The organism is Roseovarius sp. MBR-78 (genome assembly GCF_040547535.1).
In the GTDB taxonomy this organism is placed as follows: domain Bacteria; phylum Pseudomonadota; class Alphaproteobacteria; order Rhodobacterales; family Rhodobacteraceae; genus Roseovarius.
Map to the genome: position 1 here is coordinate 58,183 of NZ_JBEPPX010000005.1, position 15,934 is coordinate 74,116.

The following is a 15,934-nucleotide window of genomic DNA, read 5'->3' on the forward strand; positions in this document are numbered from 1 at the left end:
ATGGACTGGGCCCGAGACCTGCCCGGCTGGCCGCTGAGCGATCTTTCGCGCCGCGTGGCGTTGGCCCCGCATCGCTGGCATGTGCAGGAGGCCGGGCGCGGCCCGCTGCTGCTCTTGCTGCACGGGGCGGGGGCCTCGACCCATAGTTGGCGCGACCTGATCCCCGATCTGGCGCGCGATCACCGCGTGGTCGCGATTGACCTGCCGGGACAGGGCTTTACCGCGATGGGGGCGCGGGGCCGCTGTGGCCTTGTGCCGATGGCCAGCGATATCGCGGCGCTGATCGCGGCAGAGGGCTGGCAACCGCGCGCGATCATCGGCCATTCGGCGGGGGCGGCTCTGGCGCTGCGCCTCGCGCTTGACCTGCCCGCCGCCTCTGCCACCGCCCCGCGCGCGCCCCGCGTCATCGGTATCAACGCCGCGCTCAGCCCGTTCAAGGGGCTGGCGGGCGTCCTGTTCCCGGCTCTGGCCAAGGTGCTGGCGTTCAACCCCCTGACAGCGCTGGCCTTTACCGCCGGGGGCAACCGTCAGGCCCGCGCCCGGCGGCTCATTGAGGGCACCGGATCGCGGCTCGACGAGGCAGCGATCGGCCATTACGCGCAGTTGATCGGCGACCGCGTGCATGTCGACGGCACCTTGCAGATGATGGCGCAATGGGACGTGCGCGCACTTCTTGACGCTCTGCCCGCACTTGGCGCGCCCTGCCTGCTCATCACCGGCGAGACTGACCGCGCCGTGCCGCCCGATGTCTCGGCGCGCGCCGCAGCACGTCTGCCCGATGCGCGGCACCTGCGCCTGCCGGAGCTGGGCCATCTCGCGCATGAAGAGGCCCCCGCGCGGATCGCCGAGTTGATCCGCGATTTCGTCGCCGAGGGCTGATCCGGCGGTGCCCCCCTTGCCCGCGCCCGCCACCCGGCGTATAGCCCCGGCCTGATCCCGAAGGAGCCCGATCATGCAAGGCAGCGCCAATCTCAACGTCATGCTCAAGGCCGCGCGCAAGGCCGGGCGCATCCTGATCAAGGATTTCGGCGAGGTCGAGAACCTTCAGGTCTCGATGAAGGGCGCGGGCGATTTCGTGAGCCGCGCCGACATCGCCGCCGAAAAGATCATCAAGGGCGAGCTGATGGGCGCGCGCCCGAGCTATGGCTGGCTGGCCGAAGAGGGCGGCGAGGAGCCGGGCAAGGACCCCACCCGCCGCTGGATCGTCGATCCGCTGGACGGCACCACCAATTTCCTGCACGGCCTGCCGCATTTCGCCGTGTCCATCGCGCTCGAACACAAGGGCGAGGTGATCGCGGGCGTGATCTATGACCCGGTGAAGGACGAGGCGTTCTTTGCCGAAAAGGGCGCAGGTGCCTGGATGAACGACCGCCGGTTGCGCGTGTCGGGGCGAGCCAAGATGATCGAGGCGGTCTTTGCCACCGGCCTGCCCTTTGGCGGGCGCGCCGACCTGCCCGAGACGCTGCGCGATCTGGCGCGCCTGCTGCCCGCCTGCGCAGGCGTGCGGCGCTGGGGGGCGGCGGCGCTCGATCTCGCCTATGTCGCCGCCGGGCGCTATGACGGTTTCTGGGAGCGCAGGCTCCACGCCTGGGATCTTGCCGCCGGTATCATCATCGTGCGCGAGGCGGGCGGGCTGGTCGCGCCGCTCGATGCGCAGGGCAACATCCTTGAGGATGGCGAAATCATCGCCGCGAACGAGGCGATTTTCGACAAACTCGCCAAGGTCATCCGCGACGAGGGGTAACGCCATGCGGATCGACCATCTGGCCGTTGCGGGCAATACGCTGGCCGAGGCGGCGGCCCATGTCGAGGCAGCGCTTGGCCTGCCGATGCAGCCCGGCGGCGCACATCCGCGTTTCGGCACCCATAACCGGCTGATGGGGCTGGCCGACGGGCTCTATCTCGAGGCCATCGCCATCGACCCGGAGGCCCCCGCCCCCGAAGGATCGCGCTGGTTCGATCTCGACCGGCTCGACGGGCCGCCGCATCTGCGCACCTGGATCGCGCGCGTCGATGATCTGGATGCGGCCTGCGCACGTGCCCCCGAGGCGGGCGCGGCCCTCGCGCTGGCGCGCGGCGATCTGCGCTGGCGCATGGCGGTGCCCGAAACCGGCGTGCTGCCTTTCGACAATTGCTTTCCGGCGCTGATCGAATGGCTGGGGCAGGCGCATCCCGCAGAGCGCCTTGCGCCGTCGGGTGCGCGGCTTCACCGGCTGATCGTGGCCCATCCCGAGGCGGCGGCCCTGCGCGCGGCGCTGGCAGCACTCGACGATCCGCGTGTTGCCATCGAGCCGGGTGCCGCAGCGCTCTGCGCCGAGATCGCCACGCCCCACGGGCTGCGCGTGCTGGCATGATCCTGCGCCCCGCGACCGAGGGCGATATCCCCGCGATCCTCGCGATCTGGAACCCGCTCATCCGTCACACCGCCGTCACCTTCACCACCGAGGAAAAGACCGCCGAGAGCCTTGCCGCCGATCTCAACACGCGCGGGGATGCCTTCCTCGTCGCCGAGACGGGCGGCCAAATCGCGGGATTTGCCTCTTTCGGCCCGTTCCGCCCCGGCCCCGGCTATGCCCACACCGCCGAGCACACCGTGATCCTTGCCGAGGCGGCGCGCGGGCGCGGCACCGGGCGCGCGCTTATGTCGCGGCTCGAGGATGTGGCCCGCGCGCGCCAAATCCACACGCTCATCGGCGCGGTGAGCGGCGAGAACAGGCCCGCGATTGCCTTTCACGAGGCGATCGGCTTTGCCCGCGTGGGCCATCTGCCGCAGGCGGGCCGAAAGTTCGGGCGCTGGATGGATCTGGTGCTGTTCCTCAAGCACCCGTGACGCTTTGCCCTGACAGGCGCGCCAATCCGCGATAAGCTGTCCCCATGTCGATCTGGACCCGCATATCCGAGGCTGTTCAGGCGCTCGCCAAGGGCGAGAGCCTTGCCCATGTCTTTGACCGCCTGCGCGGTCCGCCCGAGCGCAGCGTCGCCTTCACCATCGCCGTGATCGCGCTCTCGGCCAAGATGGCCAAGGCCGACGGGCGGGTGACGCGCGACGAGGTGACGGCGTTTCGCGACGTGTTTCAAATCCCCCCCGAGGAGGAGAAGAACGCCGCCCGCATTTTCAACCTCGCGCGGCAGGACGTGGCCGGGTTCGAGGACTATGCCGCGCGGATCGCGCGGATGTTCGCCGATGCCCCCGAGACGCTCTGCGACCTGATGGAGGGGCTGTTTCATATCGCCGCCGCCGATGGGGTCTATCACCCCGACGAGGACGTGTTTCTTGGCCGGGTGGCAGAGATATTCGGCCTCGACGAGGCGCGCTTTCGCGCCCTGCGCGCGCGCTACGTTCCCGATGCACGGCCCGATCCGTGGTCGATCCTCGGGGTCAGCGCCGACATGCCGATGGCAGAGATTCGCGCCGCATGGCGCGCGCAGGTGCGCGACTGCCACCCCGACCGGCTCCGCGCGCGCGGCGTGCCCGACGAGGCGGTGCGCCTTGCCGAGCGGCGGCTGAGGGATATCAACAACGCCTGGGAAGAAATCACCGCCATGCGCACCCCCTCTTAAAACTGTCGTCCCCGTGCCCTATGTTATCGCCATGAAACACAGTGCCCTCCTCCTCGCCCTTCCTGCCGCGCTTTTGATCGGTGCAGGCCCCGCCCCTGCACAGGACGAGGGCGCGAGCCGCTCGCAGATGGAGGAGGGCGCGCGGCTTTTCTGGGAAGGGCTGCGCCGCGAGATGGGCCCCGCGCTCGACGCGCTGCGTGAGCGCGCCGACGAGATGGAACCCGCGATCCGCGATTTCGCCGAACGCATGGGGCCGGCGCTTGCCGAGTTGATGGGCAAGATCGGCGATCTGAGCGCCTATCACCCGCCCGAGATGCTGCCCAACGGCGATATCATCATCCGTCGCAAGACCCCGCAGGAAATGCAGGACACCGCCCCCGAGGGCGAGGTCGAGATCTAGCCGGGTGCCCGCAGCACCGCGCCGGGGTTCATGATCCCCGCCGGGTCGAGCGCGTCCTTGATCGCGCGCATCGCCGCAAGCTTCACCGGGTCGCCATAGCGCTCCAGGTCATCGACCTTGAGCCGCCCGATGCCGTGTTCGGCACTGACAGAGCCGCCCATTTCGTGCACCAGGTCATGCAGCGCGCGCTTGATCGCGTCGCGCTCCTCCATGTGGTCGGCGCGCGAGCGCCCCGGCATGGGAAAGATGTTGTAATGCAGGTTGCCATCGCCCAGATGCCCGAAACAGTTGATGCGGAACGCACCGATCCCGGCGATCACCCCGGCCCCTTTTTCGATGAACTCCGGGATCACCGACAGTGGCAGGGAAATGTCGTGCGAACTGATCGAGCCGATGCGCCGGTTGGCCTCGGGGATCTGCTCGCGCAACTCCCAGAACGCGTGGCGCTGCGCCTGTGATTGCGCGATCATGCCGTCGCTGACCAGCCCCGCCTCCAATCCGTCGGCAAAGAGCGCCTCGAGCGCCGCCCCCGGATCAAGCCCGCGCGCCAGCCCCGCCTCGATCAGCACGCACCATTCCGGCGCGGCCTCAAACGGCTGCCGGATATCGGGCAGCGCCTCGGCCAGAAACTCAAGCCCCTGCCGGTGCATCAGCTCGAACGCGCTCACCCCCTCGCCCATATGATCACGCGCCAGCGCCAGCAAATCGAGCGCGGCACGCGGGCTTTCCACCACCATGAGGGCTGTGCCCTCGCCCGCGGGCCGCGGCGCAAGGCGCAGCGCGGCGGCGGTGATGATGCCAAGCGTGCCTTCTGACCCGATCAGCAGGTTGCGCAGATCATAGCCGGTATTGTCCTTGCGCAGCCGTTTCAGCCCGTGCCAGATCCGCCCGTCGGGCAGCACCGCCTCCAGCCCAAGGCACAGGTCGCGCGCATTGCCATAGCGCAGCACATTGACCCCGCCCGCATTGGTCGCCAGCAGCCCGCCGATCCGCGCCGATCCCTTCGACGCGATGGAGAGCGGGAAAAGCCGCCCCGCCGCCTCTGCCGCCGCGTGGACATCCTGAAGGATCGCGCCCGCCTCGACGACCATCACGTTCTCCTCCGGCCAGAGCCCGCGCAGCGCGCGCATCCGCTCGAGGCTGAGGATCACCGGCACCGGGCCATCCGCCGCGATCTGTCCGCCGACAAGCCCGGTGCCGCCGCCATAAGGCACCACCGGCACGCGCGCGGCTGCGCAGGCGCGCACCACCGCCGCCACGCCCTCCACGCTATCGGGGGCCACCACCACGCCCTGCCCCTGCCAGCGCCCGCGCGGCTCCTCGAAATAGCGCGGCGCGGCCTCGCGCAGGGCAGAGGGTGATACCGGCAGGGCGGCGACGAAATCGGGGGTGGCGGAATTCAATGTCATGGCCCTTAGTTATCACAGCCGCCCTTCAGGGCCAGCACCCCCGGCTTCATCTTGCCATAAATATCCAAATCCCCGCTCACAGCTTCGACGAGATCACGCCGGTATTGAAGCCCCCCATCCGCAGCTCGCCGAAAAGCCGCTGATACTCGATCTTGGGGCAGCGGTTCATCACCACATCGACACCGCGCGCGCGCGCCATTTCCGCCGCGCCCGCGTGTTCCACCCCGATCTGCATCCAGATCGTGCGCAGACCCGGCAGAGCGGCAAGCGCCTCCTCGACGATGGGCGGCACATGCTCGGAGCGGCGGAAGATATCGACCATGTCAACGTCCCCCTCGATATCCGACAGCCGCGCCACGACGGTCTGGCCAAACAGAACCTCTCCGGCATGGCCGGGGTTGACCGGGACCACCTCGTATTTCTTGAGGCCCAGATAGCGCGCCACGTAATAGCTTGGGCGCACCGGGTTCATCGACACGCCCACCACCGCGATGCGGCGGGTGCGGGTCAGGATGTCGCGCAGGTGGGAATCGGTATAGGTCTCGCTCATGGCCAGAGTTGAACCACAAACCGGCGCAAGAAAAAAGCGCCCAAGATAATACTTGGGCGCCAGTCGCGGAACGAGGGACAGTGATACGAGTAGGCGGAGTTCCGGTCCGCCGCCTCTGATCCACATGTAGGATCGCATTTCATCATATCAAAGGGTTTGTAATACGCTCGTGACCACCCGTGAGGGCAGGCTCAGTCAAAGACATCCTCGACCACGTCCCATATCTCCTCGAAGATGCGCCGCCCAAGCCCCTTGCGGCGCTTCGGCGCGCGCGGGCGCGACCGGGGCGCATCGTCGCGATAGCTCTGGCGCGGGAGCGTCATCGGGCGGGTCTTGTCGCGCGCGCGTTCTGCCTTGGCCTTGGGCATGGCCTTCATGTCATGCAGGGGCGCACCGCAGCTTGCACAGCTCAACTCGTGCCGCGCCCGGTCAAGCACCAGCGCCGCGCGCGTGCCGCAGTAATTGCAAGTGGCGATCTTGTGACTCATGCCCCGGAATATCGGTCAGTCCGGTGTGGTTTCCAACCCCCGCGCGGCATAAAGCGCGACCGCCGCCGCGTTCGAGACGTTGAGCGACCCGAAATCGCTGGCGAATTCGATCCTCGCGAGCGCGTCCGCCACCTCGCGCGTGCGCGGGCGCAGCCCCGGCCCCTCGGCCCCCAGCACCAGCGCCACGGGCCGGTCGCGGCGGCCCTCAAGCACCGCCTCGATGCTGTCGGTCGCCTCGCCCGCAAGCCCCACCACGAAATAGCCCATGCCCTGCAACTCGATGATCGCATCGGCAAGGTTGCGCACCCGCAGATAGGGCTGCCGCTCCAGCGCGCCGCTGGCCGATTTGGCCAGCGCGCCGGTCTCGGGCGCGGCATGGTGGCGGGGGGCGATCACCGCGCGCGCGCCGAACACCTCGGCCGAGCGCAGGATGGCGCCCACGTTATGCGGGTCGGTCACTCGATCAAGCAGCACCAGGCGCGGCGCGCCGGGCCCGTCGCTGAGCGCAACATCGGCAAGGCTGCCCCAATCGAGCGGCCGCACCTCGAGCGCCGCGCCCTGATGCACCGAGCCGGGATCGAGCGGCGCGGTAAAGCGGCGCGGATCGGCGATTTCCGGCTCCATGCCGCTGGCGGCGATGGCGTCTGCCAGCTTGTCGGCGGCGTTGCGCGTCACGATGAGCCGCAACCGCTCGCGGCGCGGATTTTCCAGCGCATCGCGCACCGCGTGCAACCCGAAGAGCCAGACGGTCTCGGCGCTTGCCGCCTTTTTCGCCTGTTCCTTGTCGATCACCCAGCGGGGTTTCTTCATCGCGCGCGCCTTTCCTGTCAGGCGCGGGCAATGACACGCGCGCGGCCCGTCATGCAAGCGATTTTCCGGTTGACGCCCGCCCGCGCCACTTCTAAACCGCCCGGCACGTGGGCGACAGGCCGCAAGGTGTGGCAGGGGACTGTAACTCCCTCGCGGAGACGCACGCTAGGTTCGATTCCTAGGTCGCCCACCACTTCCCCTTTATTTTCAATGACTTACATGCAAGAATCCCGCCCGGACCCCCGGTAGGCTTCCACATAAAATCGCGGTTCCCGCGCCGCCTACACAGCTTCCAGCGCATCCGTGGGCGTGGTCGCCGGGGCCTTGAGCGTGTCCAGCTCGACCTTGGCCACCCACGGGTCAGCCTTCACCACCGTTGCGGTCAGCCCCTCGAACGGGCCAAGGGTGAACCGGACGCGGGTGCCCGGCTCAGGGACGAAGTTGGCGGGCGACCGATCAGGGGCCTGCCAGCGTTCCTCAGCCTCGTGCAGCGCCACCAGCCGCGACCGGGGCAGCGTCACCGCCTCACCGCGCACCGCCAGCACCCGCGCTGGAACGGACGCCCGCCGCCATATGGTCCGACATGACTGCCCGCCTGCCCATGCGGCGAAAACGTAGCCAGGGAAAGCCGGGGTCATGACGGTCTGCTTGGCCTTGCGTCTCGGAATTCTGCGGACACGCGGGAATGTGGGGTAGTACGCCGCGCCGCCGAACATGGCCAGCCGGTCGATTAGCAGTTGAGCCTGCTGGGTGTGACACTTGAGCACGGCCCATTCGTCGGCATCCTCGGGCAGCGTGACGGGGTTGAGCGTGGGAGCCTCGGTCATGCGGCGACGGGCCGCTTTTTGAACCTTGCCGTCCGTCCAGCCCTGACGCGGTCGGCCACGGCTTCGGGGTCAAGCCCGGCGAGATAGCAAACCTCTCGGAAGTCCTTTGTGCCGATCCAGCTTGTGTCGCCTCGGTGCTGCGCATCGCTGAGCGCGACTTCGAGGACGGTGGCCCATAGGGCGCGCTCGGGGTCAACGATCATCGGCATTCCTCCGCTGTGAAAGGAAGCCCGCCCCGGAACCGGCGAACCGGCAGGACGCCCGAGGCGGGCAGGCACCGCGCGGGGCATAGGATACCGCCGCCGTGCCGTGTCGGGGTTGCTGACGTGACTGCCCGACTGAAACCGGATCGCGTTTGCCTCATGCAAGCCGGGCGCGACCAGCCCGTGAAGGCGGCGAGGGAACAAGGAAACCCCGCCGCCCATCTCTTACACCGCCGGGTGTTGAAGCAGCTTGAGCGCGTTGCTGTCCATCACCTGCCCACCGACGCGGTGATGCACATAGAACCGAACCCAGCCGGGCCGGGTGTAGGGGTCGCGCAGGGTGCGCATCCCGGTGCGGTCCACGATCAGGTAGCCGCGCGGCCAGTTGCCAAAGGCGACGCTGATATTGTTCGCCCCGATGCCCGGCATATCCTCGGCCTCGGCCACCGGATAGCCCAGCAAGGTCGGCGGCGCGTCTGCCGATACCGACTCGATCCAGAGCGGGCGGCCATCCGCATCCTTCAACCGGCGGATCGCTGCGGCGGTCGTGCGGCTCATGAGCCACGCACATTCGTTGCGAACCCGGTAGGGCGTGCGCAGCGTCGTCATGAGGGTAACGAGGTCGTCGAGTTCGATTGCCGCCGCCGCCTGCGCGGCCACCGTTTGCAGCGTGCCGAAAGGGCGGATGTCGTCATCATCGGCGGATTGCGGCGCGGTCAGGAAACCGGCGGGCTTGTTCACCCCGTCGCCATTCACGAAAGCACCAGCCTCTTGGAGCGCGAATTCATCCGCGATGTTGTCGTTGAGCCAGGATTCGAGATTGAATTGGCTGTCCTCCAGAACCCACGATGTCGCCTCGGCATAGACAAACAGTTCGCCCATCGGCGGTTTGATCTCGCCCATCCGGGGGGTGCTGGTGATGCTGCGCGGGTCCGTCTCTGCGGCCCAGCCCGAGGATGCACCGCGAAGCCCGACGATCTTGGTAAAATCGCCGCTGTTCGCAGTTTCGACCGATGCCAGCCCTCGCATGGGGTTCACGTCAACCATCTGGTCGAGGATCAGTTGCGAGATTTGGCCCGGCACCGATGCGCCGCCGTCCTGGCTGGTGCCGGTCTGCATAGCGGCCTGCGGATTCATGCCGTCGCTCATCCTTCCAGCGCGCAGATACTCCGTAAAATCCTGCGCCGCTTGCGGTGAAAGCCGGTTAGAGGCTTGGCCCGTGCCGTTGAGGTTGAGCGCGGCAAGTTGGCTGTTGGCTTGATCCACCGCCGCCTGTGTTTCTTTCAACTCGGCGTCATATTTGGCCTTGAACGCCTTGAAGTCGCCGTCCATGCCTTGGATCAGGGATTTCACGTCGCCGCCTTGCGCGCGCACCGCTTGAATCCCGCGTGTTTTCATGTGTTTCATTTGAACACCTTTCATGCTGCCCCGAAGGGCGTGATTGTTTGGGATATGGCGCAGCGCGCGGCGTGCGGGTTCGGGGCCTTCCCGGCGCGTCGGGGGACAGCGTCTTGCGTATCACCTTCAGCGGGTCGGCGGGGCAGCGCCTGACATGCCCCGTCAGCACCTTGATTCTCGGCTGGAAACATGCCGAAGGAAACACCTAATTCACGGTTTTCCGCTCGATTTCGTCGGCCATGTCGCGGAGCCATTCCGCCGCGCCAACTGGGCCGTAGGCGGTCTCGGCCAGCGTCAGCCCGATGCCCATGAAGGCGGTCGCTAGCTGGTGGTCGTCCATCGCGCCGCCCCGGCGGATGCTCTCGGCTGTCTCGGCCAGCTTGTCGAAAAGATGATGCCGGATTTGGTCGCGGGTGTCGTCGGTCATGGTCGTGGTCCTTTCTCGGTGTGCGAACGATTATTTCGCTGGATGTGGATTTTCTTTCCGAAAGTTTTTCGGGGGCGGATAGCGAAAACAAGTGATGCCGCCGGTTTCGGTTTTCACCACTTTTCAACTTTCAATGCCCCCCCCCCGGAGAGCGCCAGAGATGGTCGTGCAGTGGGGGTTTGCTGCGGCCTGCACCGGCCCTACCCAGCGTCATGGGCCTGCCCGTCTGCGGCCAGCCGGTCGAGCGCGGCCAGCCCTCGATTGATGGGGTCGGCGGGCGTCTGCTCTTCCTGCTCTTGAAGCCGGAACAACTCCTCCGCCCGCTCGGCCTCCGCGATGCGGCGCTTCTCGTCGGCGGATGTGGTGTAAGGCCGGGGAGCGCCGCCCAACTCCTCGGGCAATTCCGAGATCAGGTGCGGGGCAACATGCGCGATGCGCCTGATTTCCTCGGGCGGGACGGGAATCTCCATCGAGTGTGCGCCATGCGGCTCCAGCGTTTCATCGGGGGCAGGCCAGATGTGAAGTTCCCAGTGGTCGCCAGACCCCTTTATCCGAATGTGGTCGATAAACTGCACTTCGCAGCGTGTGCCGTTAGTCTGATTGATGAGCATTTCGTTTCTCCTTTCGCTCGTCTGCCGGTTGCCCGGCGGTTGTGCCCTTGCGGGGCAGTTGATGGGTCAGGGTCCAAAGGGTCCGATAAGCCGCCCATTCCACCCTTTCTCTCTTTTAATTCCTCTTCTCTCCCTCTGTATTTCTTGTTCAGACAAGGGAAGACGGTGGGCCTTTCCGACCCTTTGGACCCGAAGTCCGTCACATGTCGGAAGCCAGCAGATCGTCCGGCCTCTTGCGGTAAGCTTGCGCCTCGGCGGCACCGACCCCGCGCGCCTCGGCCCGCGTGACGCAACACGTGCGCTTCCGCCCGCCGATTGTGAGCCGCTTCGTCTCGAACAGCCCGCCCTCGGTCAGAGCCTCGCGCACAACGTTCAGAGGCAAGTTCGCCTCGGGCACCTGCGCTTTCACCCACGCGGCCACATCGGCATCCACCAGCGACACGAACGCTCCGCTTTCCTGATCCTCGGCCAGAGCTGCTTCGGCCAGATCGGCCAGCGCGCGATGCGCCGGGGACCGCGAGTCCTCGATCAGCTTCCGCTTGCGTTCGGTCACAGGCGGCAGGTCGGACTCCCGCACAGCGCCGTGCTGCGACACAAAGCGTTCGGCCCACCTTGCGATGATCGCGGGGCCGTCGCCCTTGAGCCAGCCATAGAAGGCATCCCATTCCGCCTGAGGTCGCCGCTGTTCCGTGACGCGAGGCACGAGGAACCGGCGGTCCTGTTTCTCGATGGTCAGGCCGATGCTGGCATTGGAGCAAAGGATGAAGTGCGCCCGCGCCTCGATCTCATAGCCGGGCACATACTTCGCATTCACCCGGATGGTGGTGTCGGTGATCTTCTCCTTGAGGTTCCGATACGCCTTCCAGGTGGACCCGGCATAGATTTCGTGGACGAACACCAGCGTCTTGTGGGCGAGGTAGTCGTTGTAGTCGCTCCGCACGACTTCGCTCTCGCTCGGCACAGACACATTCCACGACCCCAGAACACCCCGCAGGACTTCGCAGAGCGTACCCTTGCCGGTGCCGTGCTCGTTCGAGAACAAGAGCAGCCCATACCTCATACGCACAGCGGGCCGCGCGATCAGCGTTGCGAGCCACCGGCTGACGTGCTGTCGATCCTCTTCGTCGGGGAACAGGTGTGCGAGATACTCGGTCCAAGGGCCTTCATCGGCTGCACCCTCAGGCATTGCCTCAGCGCCACGCACCCACGTATTCAACAACCGCCGCCCCTGCTCGACAATCTCGGCCTCATCCACGCCGGGGCGATAAGCCAGCCCATCGAAGGCGCAAGCCGGATCGGTCTTGAGCAAGTCAGCCGTATTCCGCGCGTCGCTGAACGGTCGGGCGCGGGTGTTGAAGGCTTCCTCGGCGTATTTGCGCAGCCGGTCACGACGATGGACGAACAGCGATTTGCCTTCTTCCGTCACCACCGCCCACTGGCGCAGGAAGGCCTTGCGCGCCACGGGCTTCGGCGCGGGCGGGCGACCCCGGCCCTCGGGTGCGGGCGGTGCCAACAGGCGCGTGGCCCATGTCGCTGGGAAGGTGCAGTCGCGCAGCGTCGGGCCTTGGTACCGTTGCCGCCCTTCAACCTCTCGGAACATCGCGGATGGGAAGGCATCGCCCAGATCGAAGGCGGGCGGGAAGGCATCACCGAACTTGATCCAGTCCACATCAATGTCCGCGCCCGCCAGAGCCTTGCTTATCGGCTTCACGGCGCTTTCGCCTTCATCGTCGTGGTCGGTCACGATGTAGACGCGCTTCACACCAGCTTTGGCCAGCACTGACCAGTCGGTGTCGAGGGGCCGCTTCGCGCCGCCAACCCAGCCAAGGTGCGCCGCGCCTTTCAGGGCCTCGCCCCAAGGGTGCGCCGCCAGCGCCGCCCGCGAGGCGCGGGAATCCGCCGCCGTGAGCCACCGGCAGTGAGCCGCCGACTTCGCGCCTTCATGCAGGAACACCGTGGCGTGGTCGGCTAGTTGTTCTTGACCCCAGAGCGGCAAGACTTCCGGCTCAGCCAGACGCCACTGGTTGTCGTCCCAGAAGGTGAAGTTGAGATAATCCTTCTCGCGCGCTGCGCCCGGTTCGCGGTCAACCCGGATTTGCACCATGACGATCTTGCCCGCCGCATCACGGAACTCGAAAAAGTGCATAGGCCAGTCGCGCCCGTGGTCTTTTTGTTCCGCCTCGCGCATCTGGCCGCTCAAGGGGCCGATCCTGTCGAGTGGCTTCATTTCCACCCAGCGCGCCGCCGATATGGCCTCACTGATGGCCTCGGCCTCTTTCTCGGTCGGGGCATATTCCGGCAGGTCTGCCGTCACCGACCCGTCCGCGCGTGAAAAGCGGATCGTCGCCACGACATGCGGATACTTCGAGTGCTCGTCTTCGATGATCTTGGCTTTGAGCATCGAAGTGCATCGCGCCCCGATCCGGTTCAAATAGTCGCGGACGGCGGGCAATTCATCGACGGATGCCGTCTTGCCCTCGGGCGCGCGCGGTTTTTCCGGCTGATCGGCGGGATACCCCTTTTCCTGAGCATTCTTATCAGGGATACTATCCTTGGGCATCTTCTCCTGTCCTTTTTCTGCCTCGTCAGCCTTCGCCCCCGGCCCAGCGCCGGGGGTGTTTTCCTGCCAATCGGTCATCGCACACCGCCTTCCTGCTCACTGCCAGCAGCCCAGCGCCCGCGCCGGTTGTCCTCGCAAATGCGGTGGCGCTGGGCTGCTGGCGTCGATCCATTCCTCAAGGTCGCGCAGACGCCATGCCACGCGGTTCGGCCCGATGCGCACCCGTGCCGGGAAGTCGCCTTGCGCCTCAAGCGTCCTGATGTGCTTAGTAGTGATCCCGCACATGGCCGCAGCCTCGGGGCCGGTGATGAGGGCATGGCCGCTCAGGGCGCGCGCCTCTTTCTTGTGCTCGGCCTCGCGGGCGCGGCGGGCCTCGTCGTTAGGCGCGGTCATTCGGCACCACCTTCCGGAGCATCGGCACAGGCCATGCGCTCGCACCACTCGCGGACGACGCCCAGCGGCCAGACGCGGTCCTTGCCGTTCTTGCGGGCAGCGGGGAATTGGCCGTCCTTGATCCGGCGCTCGATAGAAGAACGGCTCATGCCGGTCAGGATTTGCACTTCGGAAATCCCGACGAGCGTGAAACCCGGCAATTTCTCGTAGTCGGGAAGCCTTGAGTAATCGACGCCAGCTTCGCTGGGGCCTCCGGTGCGATATTTCGGGATGCCCGGCACCGGGCGCGGCGTGACGGTGTATGCGCGCTTCTCGCGCTCAGGCTCTTGGCGTGCGGCCATAGCAGAGTCCTCCAAAAGGCCGGGCACATCGGCCCGGTCATTGCTGCGATTTGGGGTTTGGAGGACAGCAGCTTTTTGGTGGGGTGCGCTCCCCGTGGATCACGCGTCCTGGACGACAGCTTTGTTGGGGTAGTTTATATCCCGCGCTCCCCGGCGGTATCTGGTCCGACTTCTCTTATGGCGCGGATTCGTGCCGAGAAAAACGTAAACTTTCCTTTAGAATTCAGCGTCTTGTGAGAAATCGTGAAAGAGTTTTTCTGAGAAATTCTTTGATTACGGCGGAGATTCCGAACCTTGGACCATCGCACCAAGCGCCGCGATTCGGAGCGCCCCCCCACCAGAACGCCACGCAGAGCGCCACGCACCGGCGGGGGCAACCGCCCCGGCCAGCCCGCGCCGCTACTCCTGCACCAGATTTCTGGGGTCTACGTGCCCACGGCGCGCAGCCCGCCCCCGACCGCCGACAAAGCATGAGCAGCCCAGTCGTCCATCATGGCGCGGCGCTTCTCAAGCTGATCGCCCCGGCGATAGGCGCGCTCGACCGCCGACCCTACCTCGTGGGCCAGAGCAATCTCGGCCATTTCGTTCGGGTAGGTCGTCATCTCAGCAGCCCAGTCTCGAAATGTGGACCGGAAACCGTGGGGCACGGCCACCTTGCCCAGCCGGGGGTCGATCCAGCCGGGCCGATCCGCCGCGACCTCTGCCGCGTGCATCTTCTTCACCAGCGCGGCCACGGTCATGTCGCTCATGGCCTTCTGCAAACCCTGCCCCGGCCAGATCAGCGGCGTGCCAGCGAACTTGGGCGTGGCCTTCAGGACGCCCAGCGCGGCGGCGCTCAGCGGGACGCGGTGTTCGCGCGTGGCCTTCATCCGGTCGGCGGGGATCGTCCACAGCCCCGCCTTGAGGTCGATTTCATCCCACGTCGCGCCCCGGACCTCGCCCGAACGGGCAGCGGTCAGGATCAGGAACTCCAGCGCGCGGCTTGAAGGCGACGGCTCGCGGGCGCGCAGCGCGGCCATGAAGGCGGGCAACTGCGCATATGGCAGCGCGGGCTGGCCCTTGGCGGCCTTCTTCGCGGGCTTGGGCAGCAGGGCCGACAGGTTGTCTTTCCACGCAGCCGGGTTGGCCCCGTTCCGATGTCCCAGCCGGGTTTCGGCGGCGAGGATCGCCTCAACCTTCTTGAACAACCGCCGCGCCCGCTCCGGCACCGCGTCCCAGAGCTTCTGCTCCACCTTCGAGCCGTAGCGCGTGTATGGCTGTTCAGCGATTGCCAGCATGTGGTGCGGCTCGATCTGATCAACAGGCAGATCGCCAATCTTGTCGAAGGCCATCGCCTCAAGGTCGTTGAACCACTTGCCTTCATCGCGGACAGTGATCCGCCCCCGGACGGCGCGGTTGAAATGGTCCTGTGCGGCGGTGCGGAAGGTGGGGGCCTTGGGCTGTTGCGCGGCACGGGCGGCGCGTTTCTCCTCGGCGGGGTCGATGCCCTGCCAAATCTGATCGAGCATCAAACGGGCGCGCTCGCGGGCGGCGCTCAATGAAACCTCGGGCCATGCGCCCAGCGCGAAGTCCCGCCGCGCCCCGTTCACCGTGCGGCGCAGCACCCATGAAGCGGACAGGGCCTCGCCCGACGCATAGCGGCGCAGCCGGACGTTGAGGGCCAGCCCGCCCACGCCGCCGACGCGGATCAAACCGGGCTTGCGCTTGCGGTCATCAATCTCGCGGACGCGCTTGTTGAGCTGGGTGACGGACATTTCATCGACGGCTTTGCGGGGCATGGGGGACACTCCTTCGGTTGCAAACAGACCCGTGGGACCCCCTATTAATGCCGCTTCTATCCGCTTTTAAAAAGGTTTTTCTTGCTCATCTGTCGGAAAAACCGCAATAAAATGTGATCGAGGTTCGATAACGGAAGCTAGGTCGCCCACCACTTTCCCCCTTTCTGAGCAGGCCCCG

19 protein-coding genes and 1 tRNA gene are annotated in these 15,934 nt (G+C 66.6%); 7 read left to right on the forward strand and 13 right to left on the reverse strand.

Annotation, left to right across the window (positions count from 1 at the left end; genetic code table 11):
- From bchO to ABIE58_RS05415, 6 genes are all read left to right on the forward strand, one after another.
- Positions 1-879, forward strand: a complete 879-nt coding sequence (gene bchO, locus ABIE58_RS05390) for an alpha/beta fold hydrolase BchO (protein ID WP_354543665.1) — start codon at positions 1-3, stop codon at positions 877-879.
- 73 nt (positions 880-952) lie between these two features.
- Positions 953-1,744, forward strand: a complete 792-nt coding sequence (locus ABIE58_RS05395; RefSeq protein ID WP_354543666.1) for an inositol monophosphatase family protein — start codon at positions 953-955, stop codon at positions 1,742-1,744.
- A gap of 4 nt (positions 1,745-1,748) precedes the next feature.
- Positions 1,749-2,354, forward strand: coding sequence for a VOC family protein (locus ABIE58_RS05400; RefSeq protein WP_354543667.1), 606 nt, complete (start codon positions 1,749-1,751; stop codon positions 2,352-2,354).
- Positions 2,351-2,830, forward strand: a complete 480-nt coding sequence (locus ABIE58_RS05405; RefSeq protein ID WP_354543668.1) for a GNAT family N-acetyltransferase — start codon at positions 2,351-2,353, stop codon at positions 2,828-2,830. The genes ABIE58_RS05400 and ABIE58_RS05405 overlap by 4 nt, the downstream gene beginning before the upstream one ends.
- Before the next feature lie 44 nt (positions 2,831-2,874).
- A complete protein-coding gene (locus ABIE58_RS05410; RefSeq protein WP_354543669.1) occupies positions 2,875-3,561 on the forward strand; it encodes a TerB family tellurite resistance protein in 687 nt (228 codons plus the stop codon).
- Between the two features lie 31 nt (positions 3,562-3,592).
- Positions 3,593-3,961, forward strand: a complete 369-nt coding sequence (locus ABIE58_RS05415) for a hypothetical protein (protein ID WP_354543670.1) — start codon at positions 3,593-3,595, stop codon at positions 3,959-3,961.
- Here the strand turns inward: ABIE58_RS05415 and ABIE58_RS05420 are convergent.
- The 4 genes from ABIE58_RS05420 to rlmB all read right to left on the reverse strand — a co-directional run bounded on the left by ABIE58_RS05420 (position 3,958) and on the right by rlmB (position 7,218).
- Positions 3,958-5,370, reverse strand: coding sequence for an FAD-binding oxidoreductase (locus ABIE58_RS05420; RefSeq protein ID WP_354543671.1), 1,413 nt, complete (start codon positions 5,368-5,370; stop codon positions 3,958-3,960). The genes ABIE58_RS05415 and ABIE58_RS05420 overlap by 4 nt on opposite strands.
- 76 nt (positions 5,371-5,446) lie before the next feature.
- Positions 5,447-5,920 carry a CoA-binding protein gene (locus ABIE58_RS05425; protein WP_354543672.1) on the reverse strand — a complete coding sequence of 158 codons (474 nt, stop codon included), beginning with the start codon at positions 5,918-5,920 and terminating at the stop codon, positions 5,447-5,449.
- Between the two features lie 191 nt (positions 5,921-6,111).
- Positions 6,112-6,408: a hypothetical protein gene (locus ABIE58_RS05430; protein ID WP_354543673.1), complete on the reverse strand. Its 297-nt coding sequence runs from the start codon at positions 6,406-6,408 to the stop codon at positions 6,112-6,114.
- Positions 6,409-6,423: 15 nt separating this feature from the next.
- A complete protein-coding gene (rlmB, locus tag ABIE58_RS05435; protein WP_354543674.1) occupies positions 6,424-7,218 on the reverse strand; it encodes a 23S rRNA (guanosine(2251)-2'-O)-methyltransferase RlmB in 795 nt (264 codons plus the stop codon).
- Positions 7,219-7,327: 109 nt separating this feature from the next.
- On the opposite strand from rlmB, the gene ABIE58_RS05440 reads away from it, so the two are divergent.
- Positions 7,328-7,411 (forward strand) — tRNA-Tyr (locus tag ABIE58_RS05440).
- An 88-nt stretch (positions 7,412-7,499) separates the two neighbouring features.
- On the opposite strand, the gene nusG is transcribed toward ABIE58_RS05440, so the two are convergent.
- From nusG to ABIE58_RS05485, 9 genes are all read right to left on the reverse strand, one after another.
- Positions 7,500-8,045, reverse strand: a complete 546-nt coding sequence (nusG, locus tag ABIE58_RS05445; protein WP_354543675.1) for a transcription termination/antitermination protein NusG — start codon at positions 8,043-8,045, stop codon at positions 7,500-7,502.
- Entirely contained in the window at positions 8,042-8,248 is a 207-nt protein-coding gene (locus ABIE58_RS05450; RefSeq protein WP_354543676.1) for a hypothetical protein, read from the reverse strand. Before ABIE58_RS05450 ends, nusG begins: the two co-directional genes overlap by 4 nt.
- Positions 8,249-8,473: 225 nt before the next feature.
- Positions 8,474-9,655 carry a phage major capsid protein gene (locus ABIE58_RS05455; RefSeq protein WP_354543677.1) on the reverse strand — a complete coding sequence of 394 codons (1,182 nt, stop codon included), beginning with the start codon at positions 9,653-9,655 and terminating at the stop codon, positions 8,474-8,476.
- 196 nt (positions 9,656-9,851) lie between these two features.
- Positions 9,852-10,073, reverse strand: a complete 222-nt coding sequence (locus ABIE58_RS05460) for a hypothetical protein (RefSeq protein WP_354543678.1) — start codon at positions 10,071-10,073, stop codon at positions 9,852-9,854.
- 200 nt (positions 10,074-10,273) lie between these two features.
- Positions 10,274-10,684: a hypothetical protein gene (locus ABIE58_RS05465; protein ID WP_354543679.1), complete on the reverse strand. Its 411-nt coding sequence runs from the start codon at positions 10,682-10,684 to the stop codon at positions 10,274-10,276.
- A 199-nt stretch (positions 10,685-10,883) separates the two neighbouring features.
- The gene (locus tag ABIE58_RS05470) at positions 10,884-13,322 is read right to left on the reverse strand and encodes a DUF5906 domain-containing protein (RefSeq protein ID WP_354543680.1); all 2,439 of its coding nucleotides are present in this window, start codon (positions 13,320-13,322) and stop codon (positions 10,884-10,886) included.
- A gap of 18 nt (positions 13,323-13,340) precedes the next feature.
- Positions 13,341-13,637: a helix-turn-helix transcriptional regulator gene (locus ABIE58_RS05475; protein ID WP_354543681.1), complete on the reverse strand. Its 297-nt coding sequence runs from the start codon at positions 13,635-13,637 to the stop codon at positions 13,341-13,343.
- Entirely contained in the window at positions 13,634-13,978 is a 345-nt protein-coding gene (locus ABIE58_RS05480; protein WP_354543682.1) for a helix-turn-helix transcriptional regulator, read from the reverse strand. Before ABIE58_RS05480 ends, ABIE58_RS05475 begins: the two co-directional genes overlap by 4 nt.
- 425 nt (positions 13,979-14,403) lie before the next feature.
- Positions 14,404-15,756 (reverse strand): tyrosine-type recombinase/integrase, encoded by a 1,353-nt coding sequence (locus tag ABIE58_RS05485; protein ID WP_354543683.1) that lies wholly within the window; start codon positions 15,754-15,756, stop codon positions 14,404-14,406.
- Between the last annotated feature and the right edge of the window lie 178 nt (positions 15,757-15,934).

Excerpts from the sequence above, each read along its gene's own strand:
- bchO (WP_354543665.1), top strand. The coding sequence starts at position 1 with ATGGACTGGGCCCGAGACCTGCCCGGCTGGCCGCTGAGCGATCTTTCG.
- ABIE58_RS05395 (WP_354543666.1), top strand. The coding sequence starts at position 953 with ATGCAAGGCAGCGCCAATCTCAACGTCATGCTCAAGGCCGCGCGCAAG.
- ABIE58_RS05400 (WP_354543667.1), top strand. The coding sequence starts at position 1,749 with ATGCGGATCGACCATCTGGCCGTTGCGGGCAATACGCTGGCCGAGGCG.
- ABIE58_RS05405 (WP_354543668.1), top strand. The coding sequence starts at position 2,351 with ATGATCCTGCGCCCCGCGACCGAGGGCGATATCCCCGCGATCCTCGCG.
- ABIE58_RS05410 (WP_354543669.1), top strand. The coding sequence starts at position 2,875 with ATGTCGATCTGGACCCGCATATCCGAGGCTGTTCAGGCGCTCGCCAAG.
- ABIE58_RS05415 (WP_354543670.1), top strand. The coding sequence starts at position 3,593 with ATGAAACACAGTGCCCTCCTCCTCGCCCTTCCTGCCGCGCTTTTGATC.
- ABIE58_RS05420 (WP_354543671.1), bottom strand. The coding sequence starts at position 5,370 with ATGACATTGAATTCCGCCACCCCCGATTTCGTCGCCGCCCTGCCGGTA.
- ABIE58_RS05425 (WP_354543672.1), bottom strand. The coding sequence starts at position 5,920 with ATGAGCGAGACCTATACCGATTCCCACCTGCGCGACATCCTGACCCGC.
- ABIE58_RS05430 (WP_354543673.1), bottom strand. The coding sequence starts at position 6,408 with ATGAGTCACAAGATCGCCACTTGCAATTACTGCGGCACGCGCGCGGCG.
- rlmB (WP_354543674.1), bottom strand. The coding sequence starts at position 7,218 with ATGAAGAAACCCCGCTGGGTGATCGACAAGGAACAGGCGAAAAAGGCG.
- nusG (WP_354543675.1), bottom strand. The coding sequence starts at position 8,045 with ATGACCGAGGCTCCCACGCTCAACCCCGTCACGCTGCCCGAGGATGCC.
- ABIE58_RS05450 (WP_354543676.1), bottom strand. The coding sequence starts at position 8,248 with ATGATCGTTGACCCCGAGCGCGCCCTATGGGCCACCGTCCTCGAAGTC.
- ABIE58_RS05455 (WP_354543677.1), bottom strand. The coding sequence starts at position 9,655 with ATGAAACACATGAAAACACGCGGGATTCAAGCGGTGCGCGCGCAAGGC.
- ABIE58_RS05460 (WP_354543678.1), bottom strand. The coding sequence starts at position 10,073 with ATGACCGACGACACCCGCGACCAAATCCGGCATCATCTTTTCGACAAG.
- ABIE58_RS05465 (WP_354543679.1), bottom strand. The coding sequence starts at position 10,684 with ATGCTCATCAATCAGACTAACGGCACACGCTGCGAAGTGCAGTTTATC.
- ABIE58_RS05470 (WP_354543680.1), bottom strand. The coding sequence starts at position 13,322 with ATGACCGATTGGCAGGAAAACACCCCCGGCGCTGGGCCGGGGGCGAAG.
- ABIE58_RS05475 (WP_354543681.1), bottom strand. The coding sequence starts at position 13,637 with ATGACCGCGCCTAACGACGAGGCCCGCCGCGCCCGCGAGGCCGAGCAC.
- ABIE58_RS05480 (WP_354543682.1), bottom strand. The coding sequence starts at position 13,978 with ATGGCCGCACGCCAAGAGCCTGAGCGCGAGAAGCGCGCATACACCGTC.
- ABIE58_RS05485 (WP_354543683.1), bottom strand. The coding sequence starts at position 15,756 with ATGCCCCGCAAAGCCGTCGATGAAATGTCCGTCACCCAGCTCAACAAG.